This window comes from Streptomyces sp. Sge12, from assembly GCF_002080455.1.
In the GTDB taxonomy this organism is placed as follows: Bacteria; Actinomycetota; Actinomycetes; order Streptomycetales; family Streptomycetaceae; genus Streptomyces.
Map to the genome: position 1 here is coordinate 4353219 of NZ_CP020555.1, position 22594 is coordinate 4375812.

Annotated in this window: 23 protein-coding genes; 16 read left to right on the forward strand and 7 right to left on the reverse strand. The window is 71.8% G+C overall.

Annotated features, from left to right (window positions below; genetic code table 11):
* Nucleotides 1–46: 46 nt before the first annotated feature.
* From B6R96_RS19490 to B6R96_RS19510, 5 genes are all read left to right on the forward strand, one after another.
* Complete coding sequence (locus B6R96_RS19490; protein WP_030387272.1) at nt 47–841, forward strand: putative protein N(5)-glutamine methyltransferase; 795 nt, start codon at nt 47–49, stop codon at nt 839–841.
* A gap of 128 nt (nt 842–969) precedes the next feature.
* Complete coding sequence (locus B6R96_RS19495; protein ID WP_081523065.1) at nt 970–1317, forward strand: DoxX family protein; 348 nt, start codon at nt 970–972, stop codon at nt 1315–1317.
* Nucleotides 1318–1389: 72 nt separating this feature from the next.
* The gene (locus B6R96_RS19500) at nt 1390–1773 is read left to right on the forward strand and encodes a helix-turn-helix domain-containing protein (protein ID WP_037860441.1); all 384 of its coding nucleotides are present in this window, start codon (nt 1390–1392) and stop codon (nt 1771–1773) included.
* A 23-nt stretch (nt 1774–1796) separates the two neighbouring features.
* Nucleotides 1797–2351 carry a hypothetical protein gene (locus B6R96_RS19505; protein ID WP_081525162.1) on the forward strand — a complete coding sequence of 185 codons (555 nt, stop codon included), beginning with the start codon at nt 1797–1799 and terminating at the stop codon, nt 2349–2351.
* A 141-nt stretch (nt 2352–2492) separates the two neighbouring features.
* The gene (locus tag B6R96_RS19510) at nt 2493–2831 is read left to right on the forward strand and encodes a DUF2516 family protein (protein ID WP_030387276.1); all 339 of its coding nucleotides are present in this window, start codon (nt 2493–2495) and stop codon (nt 2829–2831) included.
* Between the two features lie 39 nt (nt 2832–2870).
* Here the strand turns inward: B6R96_RS19510 and B6R96_RS19515 are convergent, their stop codons facing one another.
* From B6R96_RS19515 to B6R96_RS19525, 3 genes are all read right to left on the reverse strand, one after another.
* Nucleotides 2871–4244 (reverse strand): PP2C family protein-serine/threonine phosphatase, encoded by a 1374-nt coding sequence (locus tag B6R96_RS19515; protein WP_107475545.1) that lies wholly within the window; start codon nt 4242–4244, stop codon nt 2871–2873.
* 344 nt (nt 4245–4588) lie between these two features.
* Entirely contained in the window at nt 4589–5638 is a 1050-nt protein-coding gene (locus tag B6R96_RS19520) for a C40 family peptidase (RefSeq protein WP_237291460.1), read from the reverse strand.
* A gap of 263 nt (nt 5639–5901) precedes the next feature.
* Nucleotides 5902–6723: an SAM-dependent methyltransferase gene (locus B6R96_RS19525; RefSeq protein WP_078626403.1), complete on the reverse strand. Its 822-nt coding sequence runs from the start codon at nt 6721–6723 to the stop codon at nt 5902–5904.
* A 216-nt stretch (nt 6724–6939) separates the two neighbouring features.
* Here B6R96_RS19525 and mshA point away from each other — a divergent pair, with 216 nt between their 5' ends.
* Nucleotides 6940–8310, forward strand: coding sequence for a D-inositol-3-phosphate glycosyltransferase (gene mshA / locus B6R96_RS19530; RefSeq protein WP_030387280.1), 1371 nt, complete (start codon nt 6940–6942; stop codon nt 8308–8310).
* On the forward strand, nt 8303–8788 hold the full coding sequence (locus tag B6R96_RS19535) for a YbjN domain-containing protein (RefSeq protein WP_030387281.1): 486 nt from the start codon (nt 8303–8305) through the stop codon (nt 8786–8788). The genes mshA and B6R96_RS19535 overlap by 8 nt, the downstream gene beginning before the upstream one ends.
* An 87-nt stretch (nt 8789–8875) precedes the next feature.
* Here B6R96_RS19535 and B6R96_RS19540 read toward each other — a convergent pair whose 3' ends face one another.
* Entirely contained in the window at nt 8876–10189 is a 1314-nt protein-coding gene (locus B6R96_RS19540; RefSeq protein ID WP_081523068.1) for an MDR family MFS transporter, read from the reverse strand.
* 161 nt (nt 10190–10350) lie between these two features.
* On the opposite strand from B6R96_RS19540, the gene B6R96_RS19545 reads away from it, so the two are divergent.
* Nucleotides 10351–11112, forward strand: a complete 762-nt coding sequence (locus tag B6R96_RS19545) for a phosphoglyceromutase (RefSeq protein WP_030387283.1) — start codon at nt 10351–10353, stop codon at nt 11110–11112.
* A gap of 125 nt (nt 11113–11237) precedes the next feature.
* A complete protein-coding gene (locus B6R96_RS19550) occupies nt 11238–13007 on the forward strand; it encodes a hypothetical protein (protein ID WP_081523069.1) in 1770 nt (589 codons plus the stop codon).
* 118 nt (nt 13008–13125) lie between these two features.
* Here the strand turns inward: B6R96_RS19550 and B6R96_RS37715 are convergent, their stop codons facing one another.
* Together B6R96_RS37715 and phoU are read right to left on the reverse strand one after the other, a co-directional pair.
* Nucleotides 13126–13275, reverse strand: coding sequence for a hypothetical protein (locus B6R96_RS37715; protein WP_184791560.1), 150 nt, complete (start codon nt 13273–13275; stop codon nt 13126–13128).
* Nucleotides 13276–13398: 123 nt separating this feature from the next.
* Nucleotides 13399–14076 carry a phosphate signaling complex protein PhoU gene (gene phoU, locus B6R96_RS19555; protein ID WP_081523070.1) on the reverse strand — a complete coding sequence of 226 codons (678 nt, stop codon included), beginning with the start codon at nt 14074–14076 and terminating at the stop codon, nt 13399–13401.
* 227 nt (nt 14077–14303) lie between these two features.
* Here phoU and B6R96_RS19560 point away from each other — a divergent pair, with 227 nt between their 5' ends.
* Together B6R96_RS19560 and B6R96_RS19565 are read left to right on the forward strand one after the other, a co-directional pair.
* On the forward strand, nt 14304–15503 hold the full coding sequence (locus tag B6R96_RS19560; RefSeq protein WP_051779372.1) for a sensor histidine kinase: 1200 nt from the start codon (nt 14304–14306) through the stop codon (nt 15501–15503).
* 41 nt (nt 15504–15544) lie between these two features.
* On the forward strand, nt 15545–16225 hold the full coding sequence (locus B6R96_RS19565; RefSeq protein ID WP_030387286.1) for a response regulator transcription factor: 681 nt from the start codon (nt 15545–15547) through the stop codon (nt 16223–16225).
* Between the two features lie 309 nt (nt 16226–16534).
* Here B6R96_RS19565 and B6R96_RS19570 read toward each other — a convergent pair whose 3' ends face one another.
* A complete protein-coding gene (locus tag B6R96_RS19570; protein ID WP_053171944.1) occupies nt 16535–17230 on the reverse strand; it encodes a hypothetical protein in 696 nt (231 codons plus the stop codon).
* A 611-nt stretch (nt 17231–17841) separates the two neighbouring features.
* Between B6R96_RS19570 and B6R96_RS19580 the strand changes: the two genes are divergently transcribed.
* The 5 genes from B6R96_RS19580 to rlmB all read left to right on the forward strand — a co-directional run bounded on the left by B6R96_RS19580 (nt 17842) and on the right by rlmB (nt 22464).
* The gene (locus B6R96_RS19580; protein ID WP_003953493.1) at nt 17842–18324 is read left to right on the forward strand and encodes a CarD family transcriptional regulator; all 483 of its coding nucleotides are present in this window, start codon (nt 17842–17844) and stop codon (nt 18322–18324) included.
* A 279-nt stretch (nt 18325–18603) separates the two neighbouring features.
* Nucleotides 18604–19350 (forward strand): 2-C-methyl-D-erythritol 4-phosphate cytidylyltransferase, encoded by a 747-nt coding sequence (gene ispD, locus B6R96_RS19585; RefSeq protein WP_030387288.1) that lies wholly within the window; start codon nt 18604–18606, stop codon nt 19348–19350.
* The gene (gene ispF, locus B6R96_RS19590) at nt 19340–19879 is read left to right on the forward strand and encodes a 2-C-methyl-D-erythritol 2,4-cyclodiphosphate synthase (RefSeq protein WP_053704479.1); all 540 of its coding nucleotides are present in this window, start codon (nt 19340–19342) and stop codon (nt 19877–19879) included. Before ispD ends, ispF begins: the two co-directional genes overlap by 11 nt.
* A gap of 94 nt (nt 19880–19973) precedes the next feature.
* Complete coding sequence (gene cysS / locus B6R96_RS19595; RefSeq protein ID WP_081523071.1) at nt 19974–21380, forward strand: cysteine--tRNA ligase; 1407 nt, start codon at nt 19974–19976, stop codon at nt 21378–21380.
* A 112-nt stretch (nt 21381–21492) separates the two neighbouring features.
* A complete protein-coding gene (rlmB, locus tag B6R96_RS19600; RefSeq protein WP_030387291.1) occupies nt 21493–22464 on the forward strand; it encodes a 23S rRNA (guanosine(2251)-2'-O)-methyltransferase RlmB in 972 nt (323 codons plus the stop codon).
* Nucleotides 22465–22594 lie beyond the last annotated feature (130 nt).

Here is a 22594-nt window from a genome sequence, read left to right on the forward strand (position 1 = left end):
GATCACTGACCGGGGCCCGACGACCGAGGGCCGAGTGCGAGTACTGATGACCGAGGACCGAGGACTGAGCCATTTGACGTCACTTGTGGAATCCCTGCGCGCCGCCGGCTGCGTCTTCGCGGAGGAGGAGGCGGAGCTCCTCACCGGGGCCGCCTCCGACGCGGCGCACCTGGCGGACCTGCTGGCCCGCCGGGTGCGCGGCGAACCGCTGGAGCACGTCGTCGGCTGGGCGGAGTTCTGCGGGCTGCGCATGGAGGTCGGCGCGGGGGCGTTCGTACCGCGCCGGCGCACCGAGTTCCTGGTGCAGGAGGCGGTGGCGGCGGCCCCGCCCGGCGCGGTGGTGCTGGACCTGTGCTGCGGGGTCGGCGCGCTGGGCGCGGCGGTGGCCGCGCAGCTGGCGGGCGGCGTGGAGCTGCACGCGGCGGACATCGACCCGGCGGCGCTGGTGTACGCGCGGCGCAACGTGGCCCCGTACGGCGGCCGGGTGTGGGAGGGCGACCTGTACGCCGCGCTCCCGGCGTCGCTGCGCGGCCGGGTGGACGTGCTGGTGGTCAACGCCCCGTACGTGCCGACGGAGGAGATCGGCCTGATGCCGGCGGAGGCGCGGGAGCACGAGCCGCTGGTCTCCCTGGACGGCGGGCGGGACGGCCTGGACATCCACCGCCGGGTGGCGGCGGGCGCCCTGCCCTGGCTGGCTCCGGGGGGCCGCCTGCTGATCGAGACGAGCGCCCGCCAGTCCCCGTCGACGGCCTCGGCGCTGGCCTCGGCGGGACTCGCGGTCCGGGCGGTCACGTCGGAGGAGCTGTACGCGACGGTGGTGATCGCAACGGCAACGGCCTGACGCGCGGCCGCGAAAAGTTTTTCGCGCGGGCTGTCACACACGCGGGGCGGGGCGGGTCAGTGGAGTGAAGCAGGCGGGAAACCGACCGGGGCGGCATGGTCCCGGGGCCCGCCCGAGGGGAGCGTCAGATGTCCACCACCGCTGTTGTCCTTGCCCTGGTCGGCGCGTTCATGGTCGGGTTCTCGGCGGCCTCGATGTTCCTCGGGGCGAAGTGGGTCGTCGAGCCGCTGGCCGAGTACGGGGTCCCGCGCGCGTGGTGGACCTGGCTCGCTGTCGCGAAGGCGGCGGGGGCGGCGGGCCTGGTGGTGGGGGTCTTCGTCCCGGCGATCGCCATCGCGGCGGCGATCGGGATCGCCCTCTACTTCGCGGGAGCGGTGATCACGGTGCTCCGGGCGAAGTCCTACGCCCACGTGGCCTTCCCGCTGATCTACGCGGCCCCGGCGGTGGCCACCCTGGTCCTCGCGGTCAACGGCTGAGCCCCGGGCGGGGTGGGAGACGTTGCAAGCAGGGCGCTTGCAATAGTTAGCAGAGTCGGGCAGGATCACAGCATGGCATCGCTCAACGTCGGAAATCTCGGCGAGTACCTCCGTGAGCAACGGCGGCAGGCCCAGCTTTCGCTGCGCCAGCTGGCCGAGCAGGCGGGGGTGTCGAATCCGTACCTGAGCCAGATCGAGCGTGGGCTGCGCAAGCCGAGCGCGGACATCCTGCAGCAGCTGGCCAAGGCGCTGCGGATCTCCGCGGAGACGCTGTACGTGCAGGCCGGGATCCTGGATGAGCGGGACCCGGACGAGGTGGAGACGCGAGCCGTCATACTCGCCGACCCGTCCATCAACGAGCGGCAGAAGCAGGTGCTGCTCCAGATCTACGAGTCGTTCCGCAAGGAGAACGCGCTCGAAGCGCCCGCCGACGAGATGCCGTCGAAGCCGAACTGAAGTTGATCCGGGAGGACCAGCACATGGCCATCGCCGATGACCTGAAGAAGACCCTCACCGACCCCACTCCCCTCTACTTCGCCGCGGGCACGGCCGACCTGGCCGTGCAGCAGGCCAAGAAGGTGCCCGACCTGATCGAGCAGCTGCGCGCCGAGGCCCCCGCGCGCATCGAGGCCGTGAAGAACACGGACCCGAAGGCCGTCCAGGACGCGGTCACCGCCAAGGTCGCCGAGGTGCTCGGCGCGATCGACCCGAAGAAGCTCGGGGAGACCGCCCAGGACCTGGCGCTGCGCGGTGTCGGCGTGGCCGCCGAGTACGCCGTGCGCGCCAAGGAGACCTACGACAAGGTCGCCGAGCACGGCGAGCAGGCCGTGCGCAGCTGGCGCGGCGAGGTCTCCGCGGAGATCGTCGACATCGCCGTGGCCGTCGAGCCGGAAGCTGCGACCGCGCAGGAGGCCGAGCCGGCGTCCGAGCCGGCGGCCGAGGCCGCCGCCGACGAGAAGCCCGCGGCCAAGAAGTCCCCCGCGCGCCGGAGCACGGCCAAGAAGGCCGCGGTCACGGCGGACGACGCGAGCTGAAGCGCAGCCGCATGAGCGACGGCGGGCCGGGCACCCTTCAGGTGCCCGGCCCGTTGTGGTTCATGAGGGCTTCCGTGCCGGTAGCGTGGACACGGGCGGCATCCGAAGTGCGAAGCAGAAGCTGAGAAGGCGGTCGAAGCGATGTTGATGGAAGGGTTCGATCGAGGCGTGATCCCGTTCCTGGGGCTCGCCATGCTGGTGCTCGCGGTCGTGGCCTTCGTGTTCGCGCTCGTGGCACGGGACGACGCGTACCGGGCGGCCGACAAGCAGAGCAAGACCTTCTGGCTGGTCATCCTCGGCGTCACCGTGGCCGTGGACTTCTTCCTGGGGATGCTGTTCCTGCAGATCGCCGGCCTCGTCGCGACGATCGTCTTCTTCGTCGACGTGCGCCCGGCCCTCAAGCAGGTCTCGGGCGGTGGCGGCCGACGCGGCGGCAGCAGCAGCGACGGCCCGTACGGGCCCTACAACGGCGGACGGTAGCGCCCCGGGCCCGACCCCGACCGGGCCGTCCCGTCCGGCTCAGCCCTCGGCGCGGGAGAGCAGGACCACGGCCACGTCGTCCGTGAGCTCGCCGCCGTTGAGCCGGCGGGCCTCGGTGACGGAGGCCTCCAGCAGGGCCTCACCGCTCAGGCCGCGGTCAAGGTGCCGGTTGATCATGTCGACCATCCCGTCCTGCCCCAGGCGTTCCTTGCCCTCGCCGATGTGGCCCTCGATCAGCCCGTCGGTGTAGAGCATCAGGCTCCAGCTGCCGCCCAGTTCGACCTGGCGGCGCGGCCAGCGGGCCCGGGGCAGCAGGCCGAGGGCCGGGCCGCTGTTCTCGTACGGGAGCAGCCGCGCGCGGCGGCCCGGCCGGGAGATCAGCGGTGCCGGATGGCCGGCCAGGCAGAGGCCGGCGCGGCGGCCGTCGGGGGCTATGTCGACCGTGCACAGCGTCGCGAAGATCTCCTCGCAGGGCCGCTCCACCTCCAGGACCTCCTGGAGGGTGGCCAGCAGGTCGTCGCCGCAGAGACCGGCCAGGGTCAGGGCGCGCCAGGCGATACGGAGCTCGACGCCGAGCGCGGCCTCGTCGGGGCCGTGGCCGCAGACGTCGCCGATCATGGCGTGGACGGTGCCGTCGGGGGTGCGGACGGTGTCGTAGAAGTCGCCGCCGAGCAGGGCCCGGCTGCGGCCGGGGCGGTAGCGGGCGGCGAAGCGGAGGTCGGAGCCCTCCAGGAGGGGTGTGGGGAGCAGACCGCGTTCGAGGCGGGCGTTCTCCTGGGCGCGCAGTTTCGATTCTGCGAGCTTGTACTGGGCGATGTCCGCCCGTTTTCTCTCCACGGCGTACCGGATGGCGCGGCTCAGCAGCCGGCCGTCCAGCTCGTCCCGGAAGAGGAAGTCCTGGGCGCCGACCCGGACGGCCTCGGCCGCGCGCTCGGCGTCGTCCTCGCCGGTGAGGACGAGGACGGCGTGGTGCGGGGCGAGGCGCAGCACCTGGCGGAGGGCGAGCAGCTGGTCCACGGCGGTGGTGGTGGCCGTCGCCGTGGCGGTACCGGTGGCGGTGGCCGTAGCGGTGGCCGTGGCCGTGGCGCCGGGCATCCGGGCGCTGGTGTCCGGGAGGGACAGGTCCAGCAGGATGCAGTGCACGTCGGGCGTGAGCAGCCGCTCGGCCTCGGTGAGGTTGCGGGCGGTGCGGAGCCGGATGCGGTGGCCGTCGGCGTCGAGGATCTCGGGGATGGTGAGGCCGCCGGCCGGGTCGTCCTCGATGACCAGAAGGGTCAGCTGGCTCGTCTGTGGGGGCTGAGGGGTCGCCTGCGCGACGCCCGTGCCGGTTGCGGCCGGGGCGGCGGTGTACAGAACGGCCTGACCGCTCTCCGTGGCCGGGGTGTCCCTCTGCCGCGGTACGGGTACGGGCATCGTCTCCGGTTCCTTCCCTCCCCCCGAGGGTGCGCTCGTCCGGCAGACCCTAGCGGTCCCGGCCCGGCAAACGGAATGCCGTTCTTGGTGAGCGCCTCCGGCATATGCGGCTATCGCGGGGGAAAATCGGCCTCACTGGATGACAAAGGTCACGGCGGGGCCGCTTTCAGTCCCGTCCATCGAGACGTGCCGGAGCCGCTGAAGGTTGCCTCCGCCCTACCAGCGCTTCCAGCCCCTCCGGCGTTCGAGGAGCGGGGTCCGGGGCGGAGCCCCGGCGGGAGGGCTCGGGGCCGCGCCCGGCAGGGGCCCGCGCGCTACGGGACTGCCGGGCAACCCCGCAGGGGCTACGCGTCGGGGCGGACCACTGCCTTGATCGGCATCGAGCCCGCACCCGCCATCGTCACGTTCCGGCCGGGCCGCGGCGCGTGGACCATCGCTCCGTCGCCGACGTACATGCCGACGTGGCTCGCGTCGTCGAAGTAGATGATCAGGTCGCCCGGCCGCATGTCCTTCACCGCGACCTTCGGCAGCAGCCGCAGCTGCTCCTGCGAGGTGCGCGGGATGCCCTTGCCCGCCGCGCGCCAGGCCTGCGAGGTCAGCCCGGAGCAGTCGTAGGAGTCCGGACCCACGGCGCCCCATTTGTACGGCTTGCCCATCTGGGCGGTGGCGAACTGCACGGCCACCCGGCCGGCTTCGGTCGCCTTGCCGTTGACGTCCTTCATCGCGCCCGTCGACAGCCACGCCGTCTGCGCCTTGTACTGGGCTTCCTGCTCCAGCTGGATCAGCCGGGCCTTCTCCTCGGCCTCCAGCTTGCTCTCCAGCTCCTCCGCAGCCTTGATCTTCTCCTCGATCTGCTTCTTGGACTCCTCCGACTTGACCCGGTTGGCCTCCAGGGTGGCCCAGCGCTCGCTCGCCTCCGTGGCGTAGCGCTGCAAGTCCGCCTGGGTCCGGTCCAGTTCGGAGAGCAGGCCCGAGGTGGCCTTCTCGCCCTGGCGCAGCCGGCCCGCCCCGTCGAGGAACTGGTTCGGGTCGTCGCTCAGCGCCAGTTGCGCGCCCGGCGGCATGCCGCCCGAGCGGTACTGGGCGCGAGCGGCGGCGCCCGCCCGGTTCTTCAGGGCGGCGATCCGCTCCTTGCCGGCGACGACGAGCTTGGCGATCTCGACGATCTTGTCGGACTGGGCCTTGGTCTCGGCCTCGGCGAGGTTGTAGGCGTCGGTGGCGGTGCCCGCCTGCCGGTACAGCCCCTCGATCTCCTTGCGCACCTGCTCCAGGGACTTGCCCCCGGGCTCGGGCAGCGGCGCCGCCGGAGCGGCCGGCGAGGCCGGAGCCGCCGGCGCTGCCGGTGCCGCGTACGCCATGCCCGTCGCGAGGCCCGGCGCCGTCAGCACCGCCATCGCGCACAACAGCACGAGCGGGCTTGCGCCGCGTCGTCGCCCTACGGCTCCCATGGTCCCCCCAGGCACCCGAGCCAGATCCCGCATCAGATCTGACTATTCATCAGTAACTTGTCACTGCCATCGGGATGGTGCCACGAGTCGATGAATTGCAACACCCTTGTGGACGGCGTCCCGATCTTGTCCGCCCCAACGGACGCCCGTCCCCAGCCCCTCACGGCCCAACGGACCACCCGGGCCGCTGGTTCCCCGCTCCGCCGTTTTCACCCCACCGGGCGCAACGCCTCCCAGGGCAGCGTCAGTTCCCCCTGCCGCCACCGCCGCGGACCGTCCACCAGCGGCCAGTCCCCGGCGAGCGCCCGCGCCGTCCGGATCCAGCGCTGCCGGGCCCCGTAGGCGGCGTACGGGGCCGCCGCCGCCCACGCCCGGTCGAAGTCCCGCAGGAAGGCGTGCACCGGCTCGCCCGGCACGTTCCGGTGGATCAGCGCCTTCGGCAGCCGCTCCGCCAGGTCCGAGGGGCGTTCCAGGGAGCCCAGCCGGGTCGCGAACGTCACCGTGCGCGCCCCCTCCGGACCCAGCGCCACCCACACGTGCCGCCGCCCGATCTCGTCGCAGGTCCCCTCCACCAGCAGCCCGTCCGGGGCCAGCCGCGCGCACAGCCGTGCCCACACCTCAGCGACCTGCTCCTCGTCGTACTGGCGCAATACGTTCGCCGCGCGGATCAGCGCCGGCCGGGCCCCGCCGTCCAGCGGCACCTCGAACCCGCCGTGCCGGAAGCTCAGCCCCTCCCGTTCGTACGGCTTCGCCCCCGCCACCCGCGCCGGCTCGATCTCGATGCCGACCACCCGCACCCGCGGCGCCACGTCCCGCAGCCGCGCCAGCAGCTCGACCGCCGTCCAGGGCGCGGCCCCGTAGCCCAGGTCCACCGCGACCGGAGCCTCCGCGCGACGCAGCGCGGCGCCGTGCGTGGCCGCGATCCAGCGGTCCATCCGGCGCAACCGGTTCGGATTCGTCGTCCCGCGCGTCACCGAGCCCACGGGGCGGCCGGGCGCGCGGCTGGAGGGCGGGGTACTGCGGGAGGCCATGGGCCGAGGGTAAGCGGAGGGTCCCCGCGCCGTGAAAATCCCGCGACACGCCCATGGACACGAGGAAACCCGAAGGAAAACCGGGCACCCCGGAATGCGGGGGACGGCCATCCGGGTTGCACTCCTTGCAGGGCGCCTTCCGCGCTCCCGCCGTCATGCCGTCCGGCATGCCGTCCGAGCGTCGTGCGCGCCGTCCGAGCCGAGAGGACTGGTCCCTTGAGCCAGTACGTGTCCCGCCTCAGTGGTCGCCTCGCCGCCGCCCGTGCCACCCGGTACGAGCCGCCCCGCCTGCGCCTTCCGGCCGTGGGCCACCACCGCAAGCCGCGCCGCGTGGCCATGCTCAGCGTGCACACCTCACCGCTGCACCAGCCCGGCACCGGCGACGCGGGCGGGATGAACGTCTACATCGTGGAGCTGGCCAAGCGGCTCGCCGCGATCAACATCGAGGTCGAGATCTTCACCCGGGCCACCACCGGCGGGCTGCCGCCCGTGGTCGACCTGGCCCCCGGGGTCCTCGTACGCCACGTGGACGCGGGACCCTACGAGGGCCTCGCCAAGGAGGAGCTCCCCGCCCAGCTCTGCGCCTTCACCCACGGCGTGATGCAGGCCTGGGCCGGCCACCGCCCCGGCTACTACGACCTCGTCCACTCCCACTACTGGCTCTCCGGCCACGTGGGCTGGCTCGCCGCCGAACGCTGGGGCGTCCCCCTCGTCCACGCCATGCACACCATGGCGAAGGTCAAGAACGCGGCGCTGGCCGAGGGGGACACGCCCGAGCCCGCCGCCCGCGTCATAGGCGAGACCCAGATCGTGGCCGCCGCCGACCGGCTCATCGCGAACACCGCCGAGGAGGCCGACGAGCTCGTCCGGCACTACGAGGCCGACCCCGCCAAGGTGGCCGTCGTCCACCCCGGCGTGAACCTCGACCGCTTCACGGCCGGCGACGGCCGGGCCGCCGCCCGCGCCCGCCTCGGCCTGCCGCAGGACGCCGTCATCCCGCTGTTCGCCGGGCGGATCCAGCCGCTGAAGGCCCCCGACATCCTGCTGCGCGCCGTCGCCGTCATGGTCGACCAGGACCCCTCGCTGCGCCGCCGCCTCTTCGTGCCCGTCGTCGGCGGCCCGAGCGGCAGCGGCCTCGCCAAGCCGGAGGGCCTGCAGAAGCTCGCCGCCAAGCTGGGCATCGCCGACCTCGTGCACTTCCACCCGCCGGTCGCGCAGGACGGGCTCGCCGACTGGTTCCGGGCGGCGTCCGTGCTGGTCATGCCCTCCTACAGCGAGTCCTTCGGGCTCGTCGCCATAGAGGCCCAGGCCGCCGGTACGCCGGTGCTCGCCGCCGAGGTCGGCGGACTGCCCGTCGCCGTCAACGACGGGGTCACGGGGATCCTCGTACCCGGGCACGACCCGGTGGACTACGCGCGCGAGCTGCGGCGCTTCGTGGACGAGCCAGGGCTCGCGGACCGGATGGGCGCGGAGGCGGCGCGGCACGCGCAGTTCTTCGGCTGGGACACCGCGGCGAGCGGCACGGCCGACGTCTACACCGCAGCCATGCATGATCATCGCCGTCGCGTACGCTCCCACCATGGCTGACACCGCCGAGATCATCGAGAGCGCGCTCACCGCCGCGGAGCTGAGCTGGGAGAGCCCCGAACCGGGCGCCTACGTCGTCCAGCTCCCCGGCACCCGCAAGCTGAGCACCACCTGCTCGCTCAGGGTCGGCCGGCACTCGCTGTCGGTCAACGCGTTCGTGATCCGGCACCCCGACGAGAACGAGGCGGGCGTCCACCGCTGGCTGCTGGAGCGCAACCTCAAGCTGTACGGCATGGCGTACGCGGTGGACCGCCTCGGCGACATCTACCTGACGGCCCGGCTCCCGCTGTCGGTCGTCGACCCGGAGGAGCTGGACCGGCTGCTCGGCACGGTCCTGGAGGCGGCGGACGGCTCCTTCAACACCCTGCTGGAGCTGGGCTTCGCGAGCGCGATCCGGCGCGAGTACGAATGGCGCGTCTCGCGCGGCGAGCCGACCTTCAACCTCGACGCCTTCAAGCACCTCACCCGCCCGTCCTAGGACATCTCTTTCGGATCTTGCCGGGCGGGCCGGGCCCGACAAGATCCGGAAGAGACGGCCTGGCGACCTCTTGGGTCCTGCCGGCGCTCACCCCTCCACGGCAGCGGGAAGCGGCTTGGCCGCCGGCGCGGGAGCATCACCGGCCGCGACCGCTGGTGCAGCCAGGGCGACGGCCCCGGCCGCGCCCCTGCCCGCATCACCCTTGGGCAGGCCCCGCATCAGCAGCCAGTAGCCGAGCGCCGCGACCGTGCCCAGGCCGGCCGTGGTCCCCCACAGCCAGCCCGCGCCGAAGCGGTCGATGACCGTGCCCGCCAGCAGCGGGGCCAGCAGCGAGGCCACCGCCCACGACAGGTTGTACACGCCCTGGTAGCGGCCGCGCCCGTGCAGCGGCGAGAGCCGGACGACCAGGCTCATCTGGGTCGGCGAGTTGATGATCTCGGCCAGGGTCCAGACGCACACGGTCAGGGCGAGGGCGCCGACCGAGCCGCCGAAGGCCGTGAGGCCGAATCCGTACCCCGCGAGCAGCGCCGAGACCACCAGCAGCTTCTGCGCGTCGCGGTGCTCGATGAACCGGGTGACCGGGATCTGGAGCAGCACGATCAGGATGCCGTTGACGGCGACGACCAGGCCGTAGTCGGTGGTGGAGAAGCCCGCCGCCCCCATGGCCAGCGGCAGCCCGAACGCCCCCTGCATGTAGATCAGCGAGATCAGGAAGGACAGCCCGACCACGCCCATGTACCGCCCGTCGCGCAGCACCGTGCCCAGGCCGACCTCCGCCTCGGAGGCCGTCTGCGCCGCCCCCTTCTCCGGGCGGGACTCGGGCAGCTTGACGAAGACCAGCACCGCGCAGGTCAGCGTCAGGGCCGCCTCGCCCAGGAAGCCCGCCAGGTAGCTGTGCTGCGCGATCAGGCCCGCCACCATGGAGCTGACGGCGAAGCCGAGGTTGATGGCCCAGTAGTTGAGCGCGAAGGCCCGGACCCGGTCCTCGGGGCGGACGATGTCCGCCATCATCGCGGCGACCGCCGGCCGGGACGCGTTCGAGGTCATACCGACGAGCAGGGCCACGGCCGCGATCGCCGCCGGGTGCTCCATGAAGCCCAGCAGCGCCACGGAGAACGCGGTCGAGGCCTGGGCGGCCAGCAGCGTGGGCCGGCGCCCCAGCCGGTCGGTCATCACACCGGCGACGAGGGAGGAGACCACCCCGCCGAGTCCGTGGAGGGCGACCACGAGTCCCGCGAAGGAGGCCGAGTAGCCGCGGTCGACGGTGAGGTACAGGGTCATGAAGGTGGCGACGAAGGCCCCGAGCCGGTTCACGAGGGTGCTCGTCCAGAGCCACCAGAACGCGGGCGGCAGCCCCGAGACGCTCTCCCGGGCGGCTTGTCCGATACGGGCAGCGGACATGGAAGGTTCCCCCCGGGGCATCAGTATGTAAGCGTCACTCTTGCAGTGGGCACATTACGAGCGCAGGGGTTCCGGGCGCCAGTGGATTGACGCGGGCCGTCAATCCGACGGGACCCGGCACCGCGCGCGAGCCCGCGGGGGCGTCCATTAGGCTCGTGCGCATGGCCGACGCACCGTACAAGCTGATCCTCCTCCGCCACGGCGAGAGCGACTGGAACGCGAAGAACCTGTTCACCGGCTGGGTGGACGTCAACCTCACCGAGAAGGGCGAGAAGGAGGCGGTCCGCGGCGGTGAGCTGCTCAAGGACGCCGGCCTGCTGCCCGACGTGCTGCACACCTCCCTCCAGAAGCGCGCCATCCGCACCGCGCAGCTCGCGCTGGAGGCCGCCGACCGCCACTGGATCCCGGTCCACCGCTCCTGGCGCCTGAACGAGCGCCACTACGGTGCGCTCCAGGGCAAGGACAAGGCGCAGACCCTCGCGGAGTTCGGCGAGGAGCAGTTCATGCTGTGGCGCCGCTCGTACGACACCCCGCCGCCGGTCCTGGAGGACGGTACGGAGTTCTCGCAGTCCGCGGACCCGCGCTACGCGTCGATCCCGAACGAGCTGCGCCCGCGCACGGAGTGCCTCAAGGACGTCGTCGAGCGCATGCTGCCGTACTGGTACGACGGCATCGTCCCGGACCTGCTGGCCGGCCGCACGGTCCTGGTCGCCGCGCACGGCAACTCCCTGCGCGGTCTGGTCAAGCACCTGGACGGCATCTCCGACGCCGACATCACGGGCCTGAACATCCCGACCGGCATCCCGCTCTTCTACGAACTGGACGCCGACTTCAAGCCCCTCACCCCGGGCGGCACCTACCTCGACCCGGACGCCGCCGCGGCGGCCATCGAGGCGGTCAAGAACCAGGGCAAGAAGAAGTAACAGAAGAGACCGAACCCCTGGCCTGCGCGCACGGCGCGGGTCAGGGGTTTCGTCTGTTTCGGCGCGTACGATTTTCCGAAGATCGACTCAGGGGGAGTCGGTCGGCTTTCTTGGGGGAAATCTGTATGCGCAAGACCAACCGCGTCCTGGCCGCGACGGCCGGGGCGCTGCTGCTCTCCGGCCTGTTGCCGTTCCAGAGCGCCCTGGCCGCCGGTGAGCTGCCCAAGCTCTGGAACTTCTGCACGAACGGCTGGGGCGGGCCGCTGTTCGATCCGGCCGAGAGGGCGGTGTTCGTGCCGGGCGGCGAGGACGCCGGCTCGGGCTGCTGGATCAACTTGACCAGCCCCGACTCCGGCAAGAACTGGATCGGCACCGACCTGCAGCTGACGCTCACCGCCGAGTCGGTGAAGGCCGCGGGGTACTCCCCGCAGCAGCTCGCCCAGATGCTGCGGGTCCGCACCAACTTCTCCAACACCGAGTGGGGCGAGGACTGGACCGCGCGCCGCTGGACGGTCCACCGGGACGGTGCGATGACGGTGCGGATCCCGGCCTGCACCAACAACTGCATGGGGGTGTTCCTCCAGCTGTCCGGCGCGCCCCGGGAGGGGAGCACCGAGCTGAAGGCGGAGCTGAGGGCCACCGGGCCCGGCTACGACCCCAACCCGATGCCGCTGACCTTCGACTACTTCGCCCGCGCGGGCACCAAGCCGGTCACCTTCGGCACTCCCGGCACCTTCGTGCCGGTGACGCCCACCCGGCTGCTCGACACCCGCGGCGGCCTGGGGGCGCCGGCGGCCAAGGTCGGTTCCGGCGGGTCGGTCAACGTGGGGATCGCGGGCCGGGCCGGTGTGCCGGCCGCCGGTGTCACCGCGGTGGTCCTGAACGTGACGGCCACCAACCCGACCGCGGGCAGCTTCGTCACCGCCCACCCGCACGGAGCGGCGCGGCCGACCGCCTCGAACCTCAACTTCACGGCGGGGCAGACCGTCCCCAACCAGGTGACCGTCCCGGTCGGGGCCGACGGCACCGTCGACCTCTACAACCACACCGGCACGGTCGATCTGGTCGCGGACATCAGCGGCTACTACCTGGAGGGGGACAGTGGGCTGCGGTTCACCGGTGTCAGCCCGAAGCGGCTGATGGACACCCGTGACCCCTGGCTCAACCCGGGCACCCCGGAGCGCCCGTTCGGACCGGTCGGGTCGGGCGGGACCATCACCCTGGACGTCGCGGGCAAGTACCCCGGTGCCAAGGCGGTGACCCTGAACGTGACGGCCGCCAACCCGACGGCGAGCAGCTTCGTCACCGCCTACCCGCACGGAGCGGCGCGGCCGACCGCCTCGAACCTCAACTTCACGGCGGGGCAGACCGTCCCCAACCAGGTGACCGTCCCGGTCGGGGCCGACGGCAAGGTCGAGTTCTACAACCACTCCGGGAACGTCGCGCTGATCGCCGACATCAGCGGCTACTACTCCGACACCGGCGCGAGGTTCGTCCCGACCGGCCCCACCCGGGTCCTGGACACCCGAGAGGCGCCGGGCAAGCCGCTCGGCGAGCACAAGGAGCTGGACATCCAGCCCAACTCGTGGAAGTACGGCATCCCGCCGTTCGGGGTCACCGGCGTGACCATGAACGTCACCGCGACCAACGGCACCGCCGGCAGCCACCTGTCGGCCGCCCCCAGCACGGGCTGCGAGCGCTTCCAGGGGATGTGGCCCGAGTACTCGAACCTCAACTTCACGGCCGGGCAGACCGTCGCGAACGCGGTGACCGGCCGGCTCCCCGATCTGAACTACTGCGGTTCCAACGTCTGGGCCGACGCGGTGAGCATCTACAACCACGAGGGCTCCGTGGACGTGATCGCCGACGTGAGCGGCTACTTCCTCCAGGACTGACCCCGCCCGGCCCGGAAGTCCGCGGCGATCCGTCGGTGTGCGCGCACGCGAAAGGGCCCCGGCCGAGGAGACTCGGCCGGGGCCCTTTGCGTGCGCGTGAAGCCGGTGGCGGCGGCGGTCAGCCGCCGCACTGGCAGGGGGCGCCGGACTGGCAGCCGCAGCCGCAGCCCGAGCCGCAGCCGCAGGCCGCGAGCAGGGGCAGCCGCAGCGGCTCCGGCCGCGGCGGCTCCGCCTGCTCAGGGGTGATGGGGACGGGGGAATCGGGCATGGTTCCTCCTCGCAGAGGCGGTGCCCCGCGGCATACGGGACTTCGTACGACGACCGCTCTCGCCCTCATTCATGCCCAGCGGTACCGGCGCGTCAACGGCGCATTGGGGCTCGGTGGCCCGTCTCAGATGCCGTCGACCTGGGTCGGCTGCTGGAGGTCGTCCGCGTGCTCACCCGTCACCAGGTAGACCACGCGCTTGGCCACCGACACCGCGTGGTCCGCGAAGCGCTCGTAGTAGCGGCCCAGCAGGGTCACGTCCACCGCCGTCTCGATGCCGTGCTTCCAGCGGTCGTCCATCAGGTGCTGGAACAGCGTGCGGTGCAGCTGGTCCATCTCGTCGTCGTCCTGCTCCAGCTGGAGGGCGAGGTCGACGTCCTTCGTGATGATGACCTCGGCGGCCTTCGCCATCAGGCGCTGCGCCAGCTGCCCCATCTCCAGGATGGTGGCGTGCAGGTCGCGCGGCACGGCTGTGTCCGGGAAGCGCAGCCGGGCGAGCTTCGCCACGTGCTGGGCCAGGTCGCCGCTGCGCTCCAGGTCGGCGCTCATCCGCAGCGAGGTCACGACGATGCGCAGGTCGGTGGCGACCGGCTGCTGGCGGGCCAGCAGGGCGATCGCGCGCGCCTCCAGGTCGTGCTGGAGGTCGTCGACCTTCTGGTCGGCGGCGATGACGCTCTCGGCGAGCTTCAGGTCGGCGTCGAGCATGGACGTCGTCGCCCGCCCGATCGCGGAACCGACGAGCCGGGCCATCTCGACGAGGCCTTCTCCGATCGAGTCCAGTTCCTCGTGGTACGCGTCGCGCATGTCTCGTGTCCCTCTCTCGACCTACTACTACTGCTTACTGCACGTACTGCCCTGAGCGGGCCGGGTGGCCATCGGCCCCCACGTTGACACGGTGAGCCGCAAACGCGTCCGACTCCGGCATCACAAGTGAATCAACCCGGTCGTCAGGGTGAACTCTGGGCGACGAGTGTTCGAGGTGCCACCCGAACGGCTGTGGAAGTGTCGTCCGGCCTGCTTAACCTGGATCCATGGACGTGAACGCGGCGGTCGCCGCAGCTGCAGCGATCGCCGGTCTGTGCACCGGTGTGATCGCGATGCTGGCGTTCCGCTGGAGCGAGCGCGACCAGGCCCGCCCCACCCGGAGCTCCATGCGCCCCGACATCAACGCGGTGCTCCCGCCCGGCGTGGACACCGTCCTCTCCGTGCTGCGCTCCTCGGCGGTCGTACTGGACGAGGGCGACGCGGTGGTCAAGGCCAGCTCGGCGGCGTACGCCCTCGGACTGGTCCGCGGCGGCAAGCTCGCCGTGGAGCCCATGCTCCACATGGCCCGCGACACCCGCCGCGACGGGGAGATACGCCAGGTCGAGCTGGACCTGCCGCGGCGCGGCACCGGCCGCGGCGAGGCCCTCGCGGTCTCGGCGCGCGTCGCCCCGCTCGGCTCCCGCCTGGTGCTCCTGCTGGTGGAGGACCTCACCGAGGCCCGCCGCATCGAAGCCGTACGCCGCGACTTCGTGGCCAACGTGTCGCACGAGCTGAAGACCCCGGTCGGGGCGATCTCCCTGCTGTCCGAGGCCGTCATGGACGCCGCGGACGACCCCGAGGCGGTCAGCCGCTTCGCCGGCCGCATGCAGATCGAGTCCACCCGGCTGATCAACCTCGTACAGGAGCTCATCGACCTCTCCCGGGTACAGAACGACGACCCGCTGGAGGACGCCGAGCCCGTGCGCGTGGACACGCTCGTCGCCGAGGCCATCGACCGCTGCCGCCACACGGCATCCTCCAAACAGATCACCATGGCCGCGGGCGGCACCGCCGACCTGCGGGTATGGGGCAACCGCGGACAGCTCGCGGCCGCCCTCGGAAATCTGGTCGAGAACGCCGTCAACTACAGCCCCGCCCGCACCCGCGTCGGCATCGCCGGACGCAGGGTGGCGGCTCCTGGGGGAGACTTGATCGAGATCGCCGTGACCGACCAGGGCATCGGTATCCCGGAAAAGGACCGCGAGCGCATCTTCGAGCGCTTCTACCGCGTGGACCCGGCCCGCTCCCGCGCCACGGGAGGAACGGGCCTCGGCCTTGCGATCGTGAAGCACGTGGCCGCCTCGCACGGTGGGGAGGTGTCGGTCTGGAGCTCGGAGGGCCAGGGTTCCACTTTCACCCTGCGACTCCCCGAAGCAGCCGCGCCGGCCCCGGCGGCGGCCCCCCGCACCCACCCGACCCCTGCCTGAACCAGAACCGCTCCAGCCATTCCTGCCCCGGAGGTCCTTCCGTGACCCGAGTGCTCGTCGTCGAGGATGAGGAATCCTTCAGCGACGCCCTGTCCTACATGCTCCGCAAGGAGGGCTTCGAGGTCGCCATCGCCGCGACCGGGCCCGACGGGCTGGACGAGTTCGAGCGCAACGGCGCCGACCTCGTCCTCCTCGACCTGATGCTTCCCGGCCTGCCCGGCACCGAGGTCTGCCGGCAGCTGCGCGGCCGGTCCAACGTGCCCGTGATCATGGTGACCGCCAAGGACAGCGAGATCGACAAGGTCGTCGGGCTGGAGATAGGAGCAGATGACTACGTCACCAAGCCCTTTTCCTCCCGCGAGCTGGTCGCCCGCATCCGCGCGGTGCTGCGCCGCCGCGGCGAGCCGGAGGAGGTCACCCCGGCGGCACTGGAGGCCGGCCCCGTACGGATGGACGTCGACCGCCACGTGGTCACCGTCGCCGGGGGCAAGGTGGACCTCCCGCTGAAGGAGTTCGACCTGCTGGAGATGCTGCTGCGCAACGCGGGCCGCGTGCTGACCCGTATGCAGCTCATCGACCGGGTCTGGGGCGCCGACTACGTCGGCGACACCAAGACGCTGGACGTCCACGTCAAGCGCCTGCGGGCCAAGATCGAGCCGGACCCGGGCGCACCCCGCTACCTGGTCACGGTCCGCGGCCTGGGCTACAAGTTCGAGCCGTAGGCCGATCCCGTCGCCGCAGTCCGGGGCCGGCCGGAGGGCGGCGCAGCGTCGCGAAGCCGGTGAGGCCCCCCGGGGCCTCACCGCGCGAGAGGCGCACGTGGAAGGGGCTCGAGCCGGACCCGGGCGCACCCCGCTACCTGGTCACGGTCCGCGGCCTGGGCTACAAGTTCGAGCCGTAGGCCGGACCCGTCGCCGCAGTCCGGGGCCGGCCGGAGGCCGGAACGGGACTGTGGGGCGTCGGAGCAGTCGGAGCAACGGGAAGGGCCCCCACCCGCATCAGCGGGTGGGGGCCCTTCCCGTTCGCGTGTGTCAGTGGCCCGCGGCGTGCGAGGCGGAGCCCGACGGGGTGGCGCCCGCGCTGCCCGAGGGGGAACCCGACGGCGCGCCCGAGGCGGCGGAACCGGAGGCGCCGGCCGACGGGGAGCCGGAGGGGGAGCCCGACGGCGCGCCCGAGGGAAGGCCGGACGGGGAGCCCGACGGCGCGGCCGGGGCCGCGGTGGGGCCGAACGGCGCCCACATGCCGGTGTTGGGGACCACGAAGGCCTGCAGCTCGATGCCGCCCGTGCTGCTCAGCTGGAAGACGACGCGCTGCACCTGGCCGTCCCTGGCGGCCTCGGCACCGTTCTCGATCACGGCGGAGGCGTTGCCCTTGCCGCCGATCACCACGGAGCCCAGGGCCGGGACGGTGATCTTGCCGGCGCCCTCGGCGGGCTTCAGGACGACCTTGCCCTTGCCACCCGGGAGGGTGATGGCGTCAAGCGTCTGCGCATTGGTGCCGTTGTTGAAGAGCGTCGCCGAGACGACCGCGGGGCCCTTCTTGTCCTTCTCGCCCTGGGTGATCACCAGCGCGTTCTGGACCTCGATCTCGCCCTTCGATGCGGCGGCGTTGTCCGGCTTGATCTGGAGGGTCTGCGCGTCCTGGCCCGCACCGCACGCGGCCAGCGAGGCGATCGAGAACACGACGGCAGAGGCGGCGAGGGCGCCGCGTCGAAGGCTGCGGCTCACGGCGGCGGCAACTCCTTGGACGAACGGAAGGGGCAGGTGGTCGCTCGGAACGGCCGAGGTAAAGCCGCTCTAAGGGTGTGTCAGCGCGCTTAGGTTACCGAGCCGCCGCCCCGCCCCCGCACCCGACCCTCCGCAGCGGAGCCGCCACCCTGGCAGCGCCCCGCGATCTTGCATTCCGCTCGCCGTTCACCGTCGCGTCCGCCATCCCGTCACCGCGCCGATCTTGTGGTGCTCGCATATCGTGCGCCGGGCCCCCGTTGATCAATTTCCGGATTCCCTCGAACGCCTCTCCGTGATCAATTCGGGATTGGGCCGGAACTGCCCGGCAGGGGCGGCCGCCAGTCGAACGGAGTAGTTCGGTTTCCCGACTCGGAACCCGGCAAAACGGGACGTACGTCACACGGATGGGGGTGCCGGGCAGGTGTAGCGTGGCCCTTTCGCCTGGTCCGCGCAGCGCCCCCGACCTGCGAATACCCCCTTCCGGAAGCCCTTCGCAGCACGTTCCTGTTGCTGTTGTCAAGCCCCGAGATGTGCCCTGACCTGCGAAAACGCCATTCATAACAGTCAGTTCTCGTGTTACCCTGGATAGCCACGGAAGGGGTACCTGTCACATGACGTTCAAGGTTGGCGACACCGTGGTCTATCCCCATCACGGGGCCGCGCTGATCGAGGCCATTGAGACTCGTCAGATCAAAGGCGTGGACAAGACCTACTTGGTGCTCAAGGTCGCCCAGGGCGACCTGACGGTTCGTGTGCCTGCGGACAATGCGGAGTTCGTCGGCGTTCGCGACGTAGTCGGCCAGGACGGGCTGGACCGGGTCTTCGAGGTGCTCCGCGCACCGTATGCAGAAGAGCCGACGAACTGGTCCCGGCGCTACAAGGCAAATCTGGAGAAGCTCGCTTCTGGCGATGTCATCAAGGTCGCCGAAGTGGTGCGTGACCTGTGGCGTCGTGAGCGCGAGCGCGGACTCTCCGCGGGTGAGAAGCGCATGCTCGCGAAGGCACGCCAGATCCTGGTGAGCGAGCTCGCGCTCGCTGAGAACACGAACGAGGACAAGGCCGAGGCCCTCCTCGACGAGGTGCTCGCGTCCTGACGCGACTCCCCGTAAGCAGTTTGGTGCACAGCTTGCCGCGGTGCCCGATGACAAGGTCTCTCCTCCACGAGAGGCCTGTTGCCGGGCGCTGCGGCATGTCTGTATCCGTACCTCTTGTACTCACTGCCTCACTACCACCATCGCCGCCATCGCGATGGCGTGCCGGGCCCGGGCAGCCTGCTCGACCGGTCGTCACGGAAGGGGCGAGGGCGTCGCACCCGGCACCCTTCAGGCCATACCCATGTCGGCCGAAGTCACAAACCTGGCTCGGAGCTACTGATGTCTGACGTAACGCGTCCCCACCGCACCGCCGCGGTGATCCCGGCCGCCGGCCGGGGGGTACGCCTCGGTCCGGGCGCCCCCAAGGCCCTGCGGGCCCTCGGCGGCACCCCGATGCTCATCCACGCCGTCCGCGCGATGGCCCGCTCCCGCGCGGTCTCCCTCGTCGTGGTCGTCGCCCCGCCCGCCGAGGCCGCCGAGGTGCGCCTGCTGCTCGGCGAGCACGCGCTGCCCGAGCGCACCGAGCTGCTGGTCGTCCCCGGCGGGGACACCCGCCAGGAGTCCGTCCGCGCCGGACTGGACGCGCTGCCCGCGGACGTCACCTCCGTACTCATCCACGACGCGGCCCGCCCGCTCGTCCCCGTGGACACCGTGGACGCGGTCGTCGAGGCCGTACGCGACGGAGCGCCCGCCGTGGTGCCCGCCCTGCCGCTGGCCGACACGGTCAAGGAGGTCGAGCCCGGCAAGCCCGGCGAGGCGGAGCCGGTCCTCGGCACGCCCGAGCGGGCCCGGCTGCGCGCCGTCCAGACCCCGCAGGGCTTCGACCTCGCCACCCTGCTGCGCGCGCACGCCGAGATCGCCGTCGACGGCGAGGGCGCCACCGACGACGCCGGCATGGTGGAGAGGCTCGGTGTCACCGTCGTGGTGATCCCCGGCCACGAAGAGGCCTTCAAGGTCACCCGTCCGCTCGACCTGGTCCTCGCCGAGGCCGTACTCGCCCGCAGGAGGGCCACCGATGGCTACTGAGCCCACCGCTCCGACCGCTCCCGCCGCTCCGGCCGCTGCGGCGGCCCCGCTGATCCCGCTCGTCGGCATCGGCACCGACGTGCACGCCTTCGAGACCGGCCGCGAACTGTGGTGCGCGGGCCTGCTCTGGGAGGGCGAGGACGGTCTCGCCGGCCACTCCGACGGCGACGTCGCCGCCCACGCCGCCTGCGACGCGCTCTTCTCCGCCGCCGGTGTCGGTGACCTCGGCGCGCACTTCGGCACCTCCCGCCCCGAGTGGTCCGGCGCCGCCGGTGTCACCCTTCTGGCGGAGGCGGCCCGTATCGTCCGCGCCGAGGGCTTCGAGATCGGCAACATCGCCATCCAGGTGATCGGCGTCCGCCCGAAGGTCGGCAAGCGGCGCGAAGAAGCACAGAAGACGCTCGCGGCCGCGGCCGGCGCCCCCGTCTCCGTCTCGGGCACCACCACCGACGGGCTGGGTCTCACCGGCCGCGCGGAGGGGCTGGCCGCCATCGCCACGGCCCTCGTGTACCGGACGAACCGGGCCTGAATACCCGTAGCGGCCGTACATCTTCGGCAACAAAGGTGCCCCGGGTCCCGAAAGGGTCGCGGGGCACTGCTACAGGCCCACTACCCTGGATGCCGTGACTATTCGCCTGTACGACACCAGCGCCCGGCAGATCCGCGACTTCACCCCGCTCACCGCGGGCTGTGTCTCGATCTACCTGTGTGGCGCCACGGTGCAGGCCGCCCCGCACATCGGGCACATCCGCTCGTACCTGAACTTCGACGTCATGCGCCGCTGGTTCGCCTACCGCGGCTACGACGTGACCTTCATCCGCAACGTCACCGACATCGACGACAAGATCATCGCCAAGGCGGCCGAACAGGGCCGCCCCTGGTGGTCCATCGGCTACGAGAACGAACTGGCCTTCAACTCCGGCTACGACGCGCTCGGCTGCCTGCGGCCGACCTACGAGCCCCGCGCCACCGGGCACGTTCCGGAGATGATCGAGATGATGCGCGGGCTCATCGAGCGCGGTCACGCGTACGAGTCCGAGGGCAACGTCTACTTCGACGTGAAGTCCTTCCCCGGCTACCTCTCGCTCTCCCGCCAGGAGCTCGACAACATCCGCCAGCCGGAGAGCACCGGCGAGACCGGCAAGCGCGACCCGCGCGACTTCGCCATGTGGAAGTCCGCGAAGCCCGGCGAGCCCTCCTGGGAGACGCCGTGGGGCCGCGGCCGCCCCGGCTGGCACCTGGAGTGCTCCGCCATGGCGCACAAGTACCTCGGCCAGGCCTTCGACATCCACGGCGGCGGGCTCGACCTGATCTTCCCGCACCACGAGAACGAGATCGCCCAGGCCCAGGCCTTCGGCGACGAGTTCGCCAAGTACTGGGTCCACAACGCCTGGGTCACCATGTCCGGCGAGAAGATGTCCAAGTCGCTCGGCAACTCGGTGCTCGTCTCCGAGATGGTCAAGCAGTGGCGCCCGATCGTGCTGCGCTACTACCTGGGCACCCCGCACTACCGGTCGATGATCGAGTACAGCGAGGAGGCCCTGCGCGAGGCGGAGTCGGCCTTCGCCCGGATCGAGGGCTTCTACCAGCGCGTCATCGAGAAGGCCGGCGGCCGCGTCGAGCCGGCGGCCGAGGTGCCGCCCGCCTTCGCCGAGGCCATGGACGACGACCTGGGCGTCCCGCAGGCGCTCGCCATCGTCCACACCACGGTCCGACAGGGCAACAGCGCGCTCGCCGCCGACGACAAGGACGCGGCCATCGCGCGCCTGTCCGAGGTACGGGCCATGCTGGGCGTCCTCGGCCTGGACCCGCTCGACCCCCACTGGGACGGCGGGAACGGCGCCGACCGCGGCGAGGAGCTGCACGGCGCCGTGGACACCCTCGTACGGCTCGTCCTGGAGCAGCGCGAGTCCGCCCGGGGCCGCAAGGACTGGGCGACCGCCGATGCGATCCGCGACCAGCTCCAGCAGTCCGGGCTGGTCATCGAGGACAGCCCGACGGGCCCGCGCTGGACGCTCGGCCCCCGCTGAGCCCGGCCCCGGCCCGAGTCCGGCCGGACGGTCTTGGTGTGCCGCCCGGCGCTCCGGGCGGCACACTCTTCATACGTACATATCGCAGTACCAACGAAAACAGGTAGAGGTCATGGCCGGGAACAGCCAGCGCAGGAACCGCCGCACGTCCAACAAGAAGGGCGCCACGGTCGGCAGCGGTGGCCAGCGGCGCAAGGGCCTGGAGGGCAAGGGCCCCACGCCCAAGGCCGAGGACCGCAAGAAGCACAAGGCCAACCGCATCAGCAACGCCATGGCCCGCCAGGCCGCCAAGCGCCGCCCCGCCCCGCGCCGCGGCGGCCCCAAGGGCACCAGCGAGATGGTCGTCGGCCGCAACCCGGTCTTCGAGGCGCTGCGCGACGGAGTCCCGGCCACGACGCTCTACGTCCAGCAGTTCATCGACAACGACGAGCGCGTCCGCGAGGCCCTCCAGCTCGCCGCCGAGCGCGGCAACATCAACCTGATGGAAGCCCCGCGCCCCGAGCTCGACCGCATGACCAACGGGCTCAACCACCAGGGCATGGTGCTCCAGGTCCCGCCGTACGAGTACGCGCACCCCGAGGACCTCACCGCGGCCGCCTACGACAACGGCGACGAGCCGCTGATCGTCGCCCTCGACGGCGTCACCGACCCGCGCAACCTCGGCGCCATCGTCCGCTCCGTCTCCGCCTTCGGCGGCCACGGCGTGGTCATCCCCGAGCGCCGCGCCGCCGGCATGACCGCCGGAGCCTGGAAGACCTCGGCCGGCACCGCCGCCCGTACCCCGGTCTCGCGCGTCACCAACCTGACCCGCGCCCTCCAGGACTACAAGAAGGCCGGCATCGCCATCGTCGGCCTCGCCGCCGAGGGCGAGCACACGGTGAACGACCTGGAGGCGCTCGGCGGCCCGGTCGTCATCGTCGTCGGCTCCGAGGGCAAGGGCCTCGGCCGTCTCGTCGGCGAGAACTGCGACTACCTCGTGCGCATCCCCATGCCGGGCGGCGCCGAGTCGCTCAACGCCGGTGTCGCCGCGGGCGTCGTGCTGTACGAGGCGGCCCGCCGCCGCGCCGTACGCGGCCGCGCTTGATCCACTTGGCTCAGGGAATGTGACCCGTGAGCGTGTCACCCCGCCCGATTCGGGCGGGGTGGCTTGATCTTGACGGGTCTCGGACACATCACTGACGTCAAGGCAGTGTCCTAAACACTGATCACTCGGT

Bases quoted from the DNA above. Each gene is read 5' to 3' on its own strand.
- phoU (WP_081523070.1), bottom strand. From the start codon at position 14,076: ATGCGCGACGCGTACCACGAGGAACTGGACTCGATCGGAGAAGGCCTC.
- B6R96_RS19510 (WP_030387276.1), top strand. From the start codon at position 2,493: ATGTTGATGGAAGGGTTCGATCGAGGCGTGATCCCGTTCCTGGGGCTC.
- B6R96_RS19545 (WP_030387283.1), top strand. From the start codon at position 10,351: ATGGCCGACGCACCGTACAAGCTGATCCTCCTCCGCCACGGCGAGAGC.
- B6R96_RS19500 (WP_037860441.1), top strand. From the start codon at position 1,390: ATGGCATCGCTCAACGTCGGAAATCTCGGCGAGTACCTCCGTGAGCAA.
- B6R96_RS19490 (WP_030387272.1), top strand. From the start codon at position 47: ATGACCGAGGACCGAGGACTGAGCCATTTGACGTCACTTGTGGAATCC.
- B6R96_RS19520 (WP_237291460.1), bottom strand. From the start codon at position 5,638: ATGGCGGTGCTGACGGCGCCGGGCCTCGCGACGGGCATGGCGTACGCG.
- B6R96_RS19505 (WP_081525162.1), top strand. From the start codon at position 1,797: ATGGCCATCGCCGATGACCTGAAGAAGACCCTCACCGACCCCACTCCC.
- B6R96_RS19540 (WP_081523068.1), bottom strand. From the start codon at position 10,189: ATGTCCGCTGCCCGTATCGGACAAGCCGCCCGGGAGAGCGTCTCGGGG.
- ispD (WP_030387288.1), top strand. From the start codon at position 18,604: ATGTCTGACGTAACGCGTCCCCACCGCACCGCCGCGGTGATCCCGGCC.
- B6R96_RS19525 (WP_078626403.1), bottom strand. From the start codon at position 6,723: ATGGCCTCCCGCAGTACCCCGCCCTCCAGCCGCGCGCCCGGCCGCCCC.
- ispF (WP_053704479.1), top strand. From the start codon at position 19,340: ATGGCTACTGAGCCCACCGCTCCGACCGCTCCCGCCGCTCCGGCCGCT.
- B6R96_RS37715 (WP_184791560.1), bottom strand. From the start codon at position 13,275: ATGCCCGATTCCCCCGTCCCCATCACCCCTGAGCAGGCGGAGCCGCCG.
- rlmB (WP_030387291.1), top strand. From the start codon at position 21,493: ATGGCCGGGAACAGCCAGCGCAGGAACCGCCGCACGTCCAACAAGAAG.
- B6R96_RS19515 (WP_107475545.1), bottom strand. From the start codon at position 4,244: ATGCCCGTACCCGTACCGCGGCAGAGGGACACCCCGGCCACGGAGAGC.
- B6R96_RS19535 (WP_030387281.1), top strand. From the start codon at position 8,303: ATGGCTGACACCGCCGAGATCATCGAGAGCGCGCTCACCGCCGCGGAG.
- B6R96_RS19580 (WP_003953493.1), top strand. From the start codon at position 17,842: ATGACGTTCAAGGTTGGCGACACCGTGGTCTATCCCCATCACGGGGCC.
- B6R96_RS19495 (WP_081523065.1), top strand. From the start codon at position 970: ATGTCCACCACCGCTGTTGTCCTTGCCCTGGTCGGCGCGTTCATGGTC.
- B6R96_RS19560 (WP_051779372.1), top strand. From the start codon at position 14,304: ATGGACGTGAACGCGGCGGTCGCCGCAGCTGCAGCGATCGCCGGTCTG.
- B6R96_RS19550 (WP_081523069.1), top strand. From the start codon at position 11,238: ATGCGCAAGACCAACCGCGTCCTGGCCGCGACGGCCGGGGCGCTGCTG.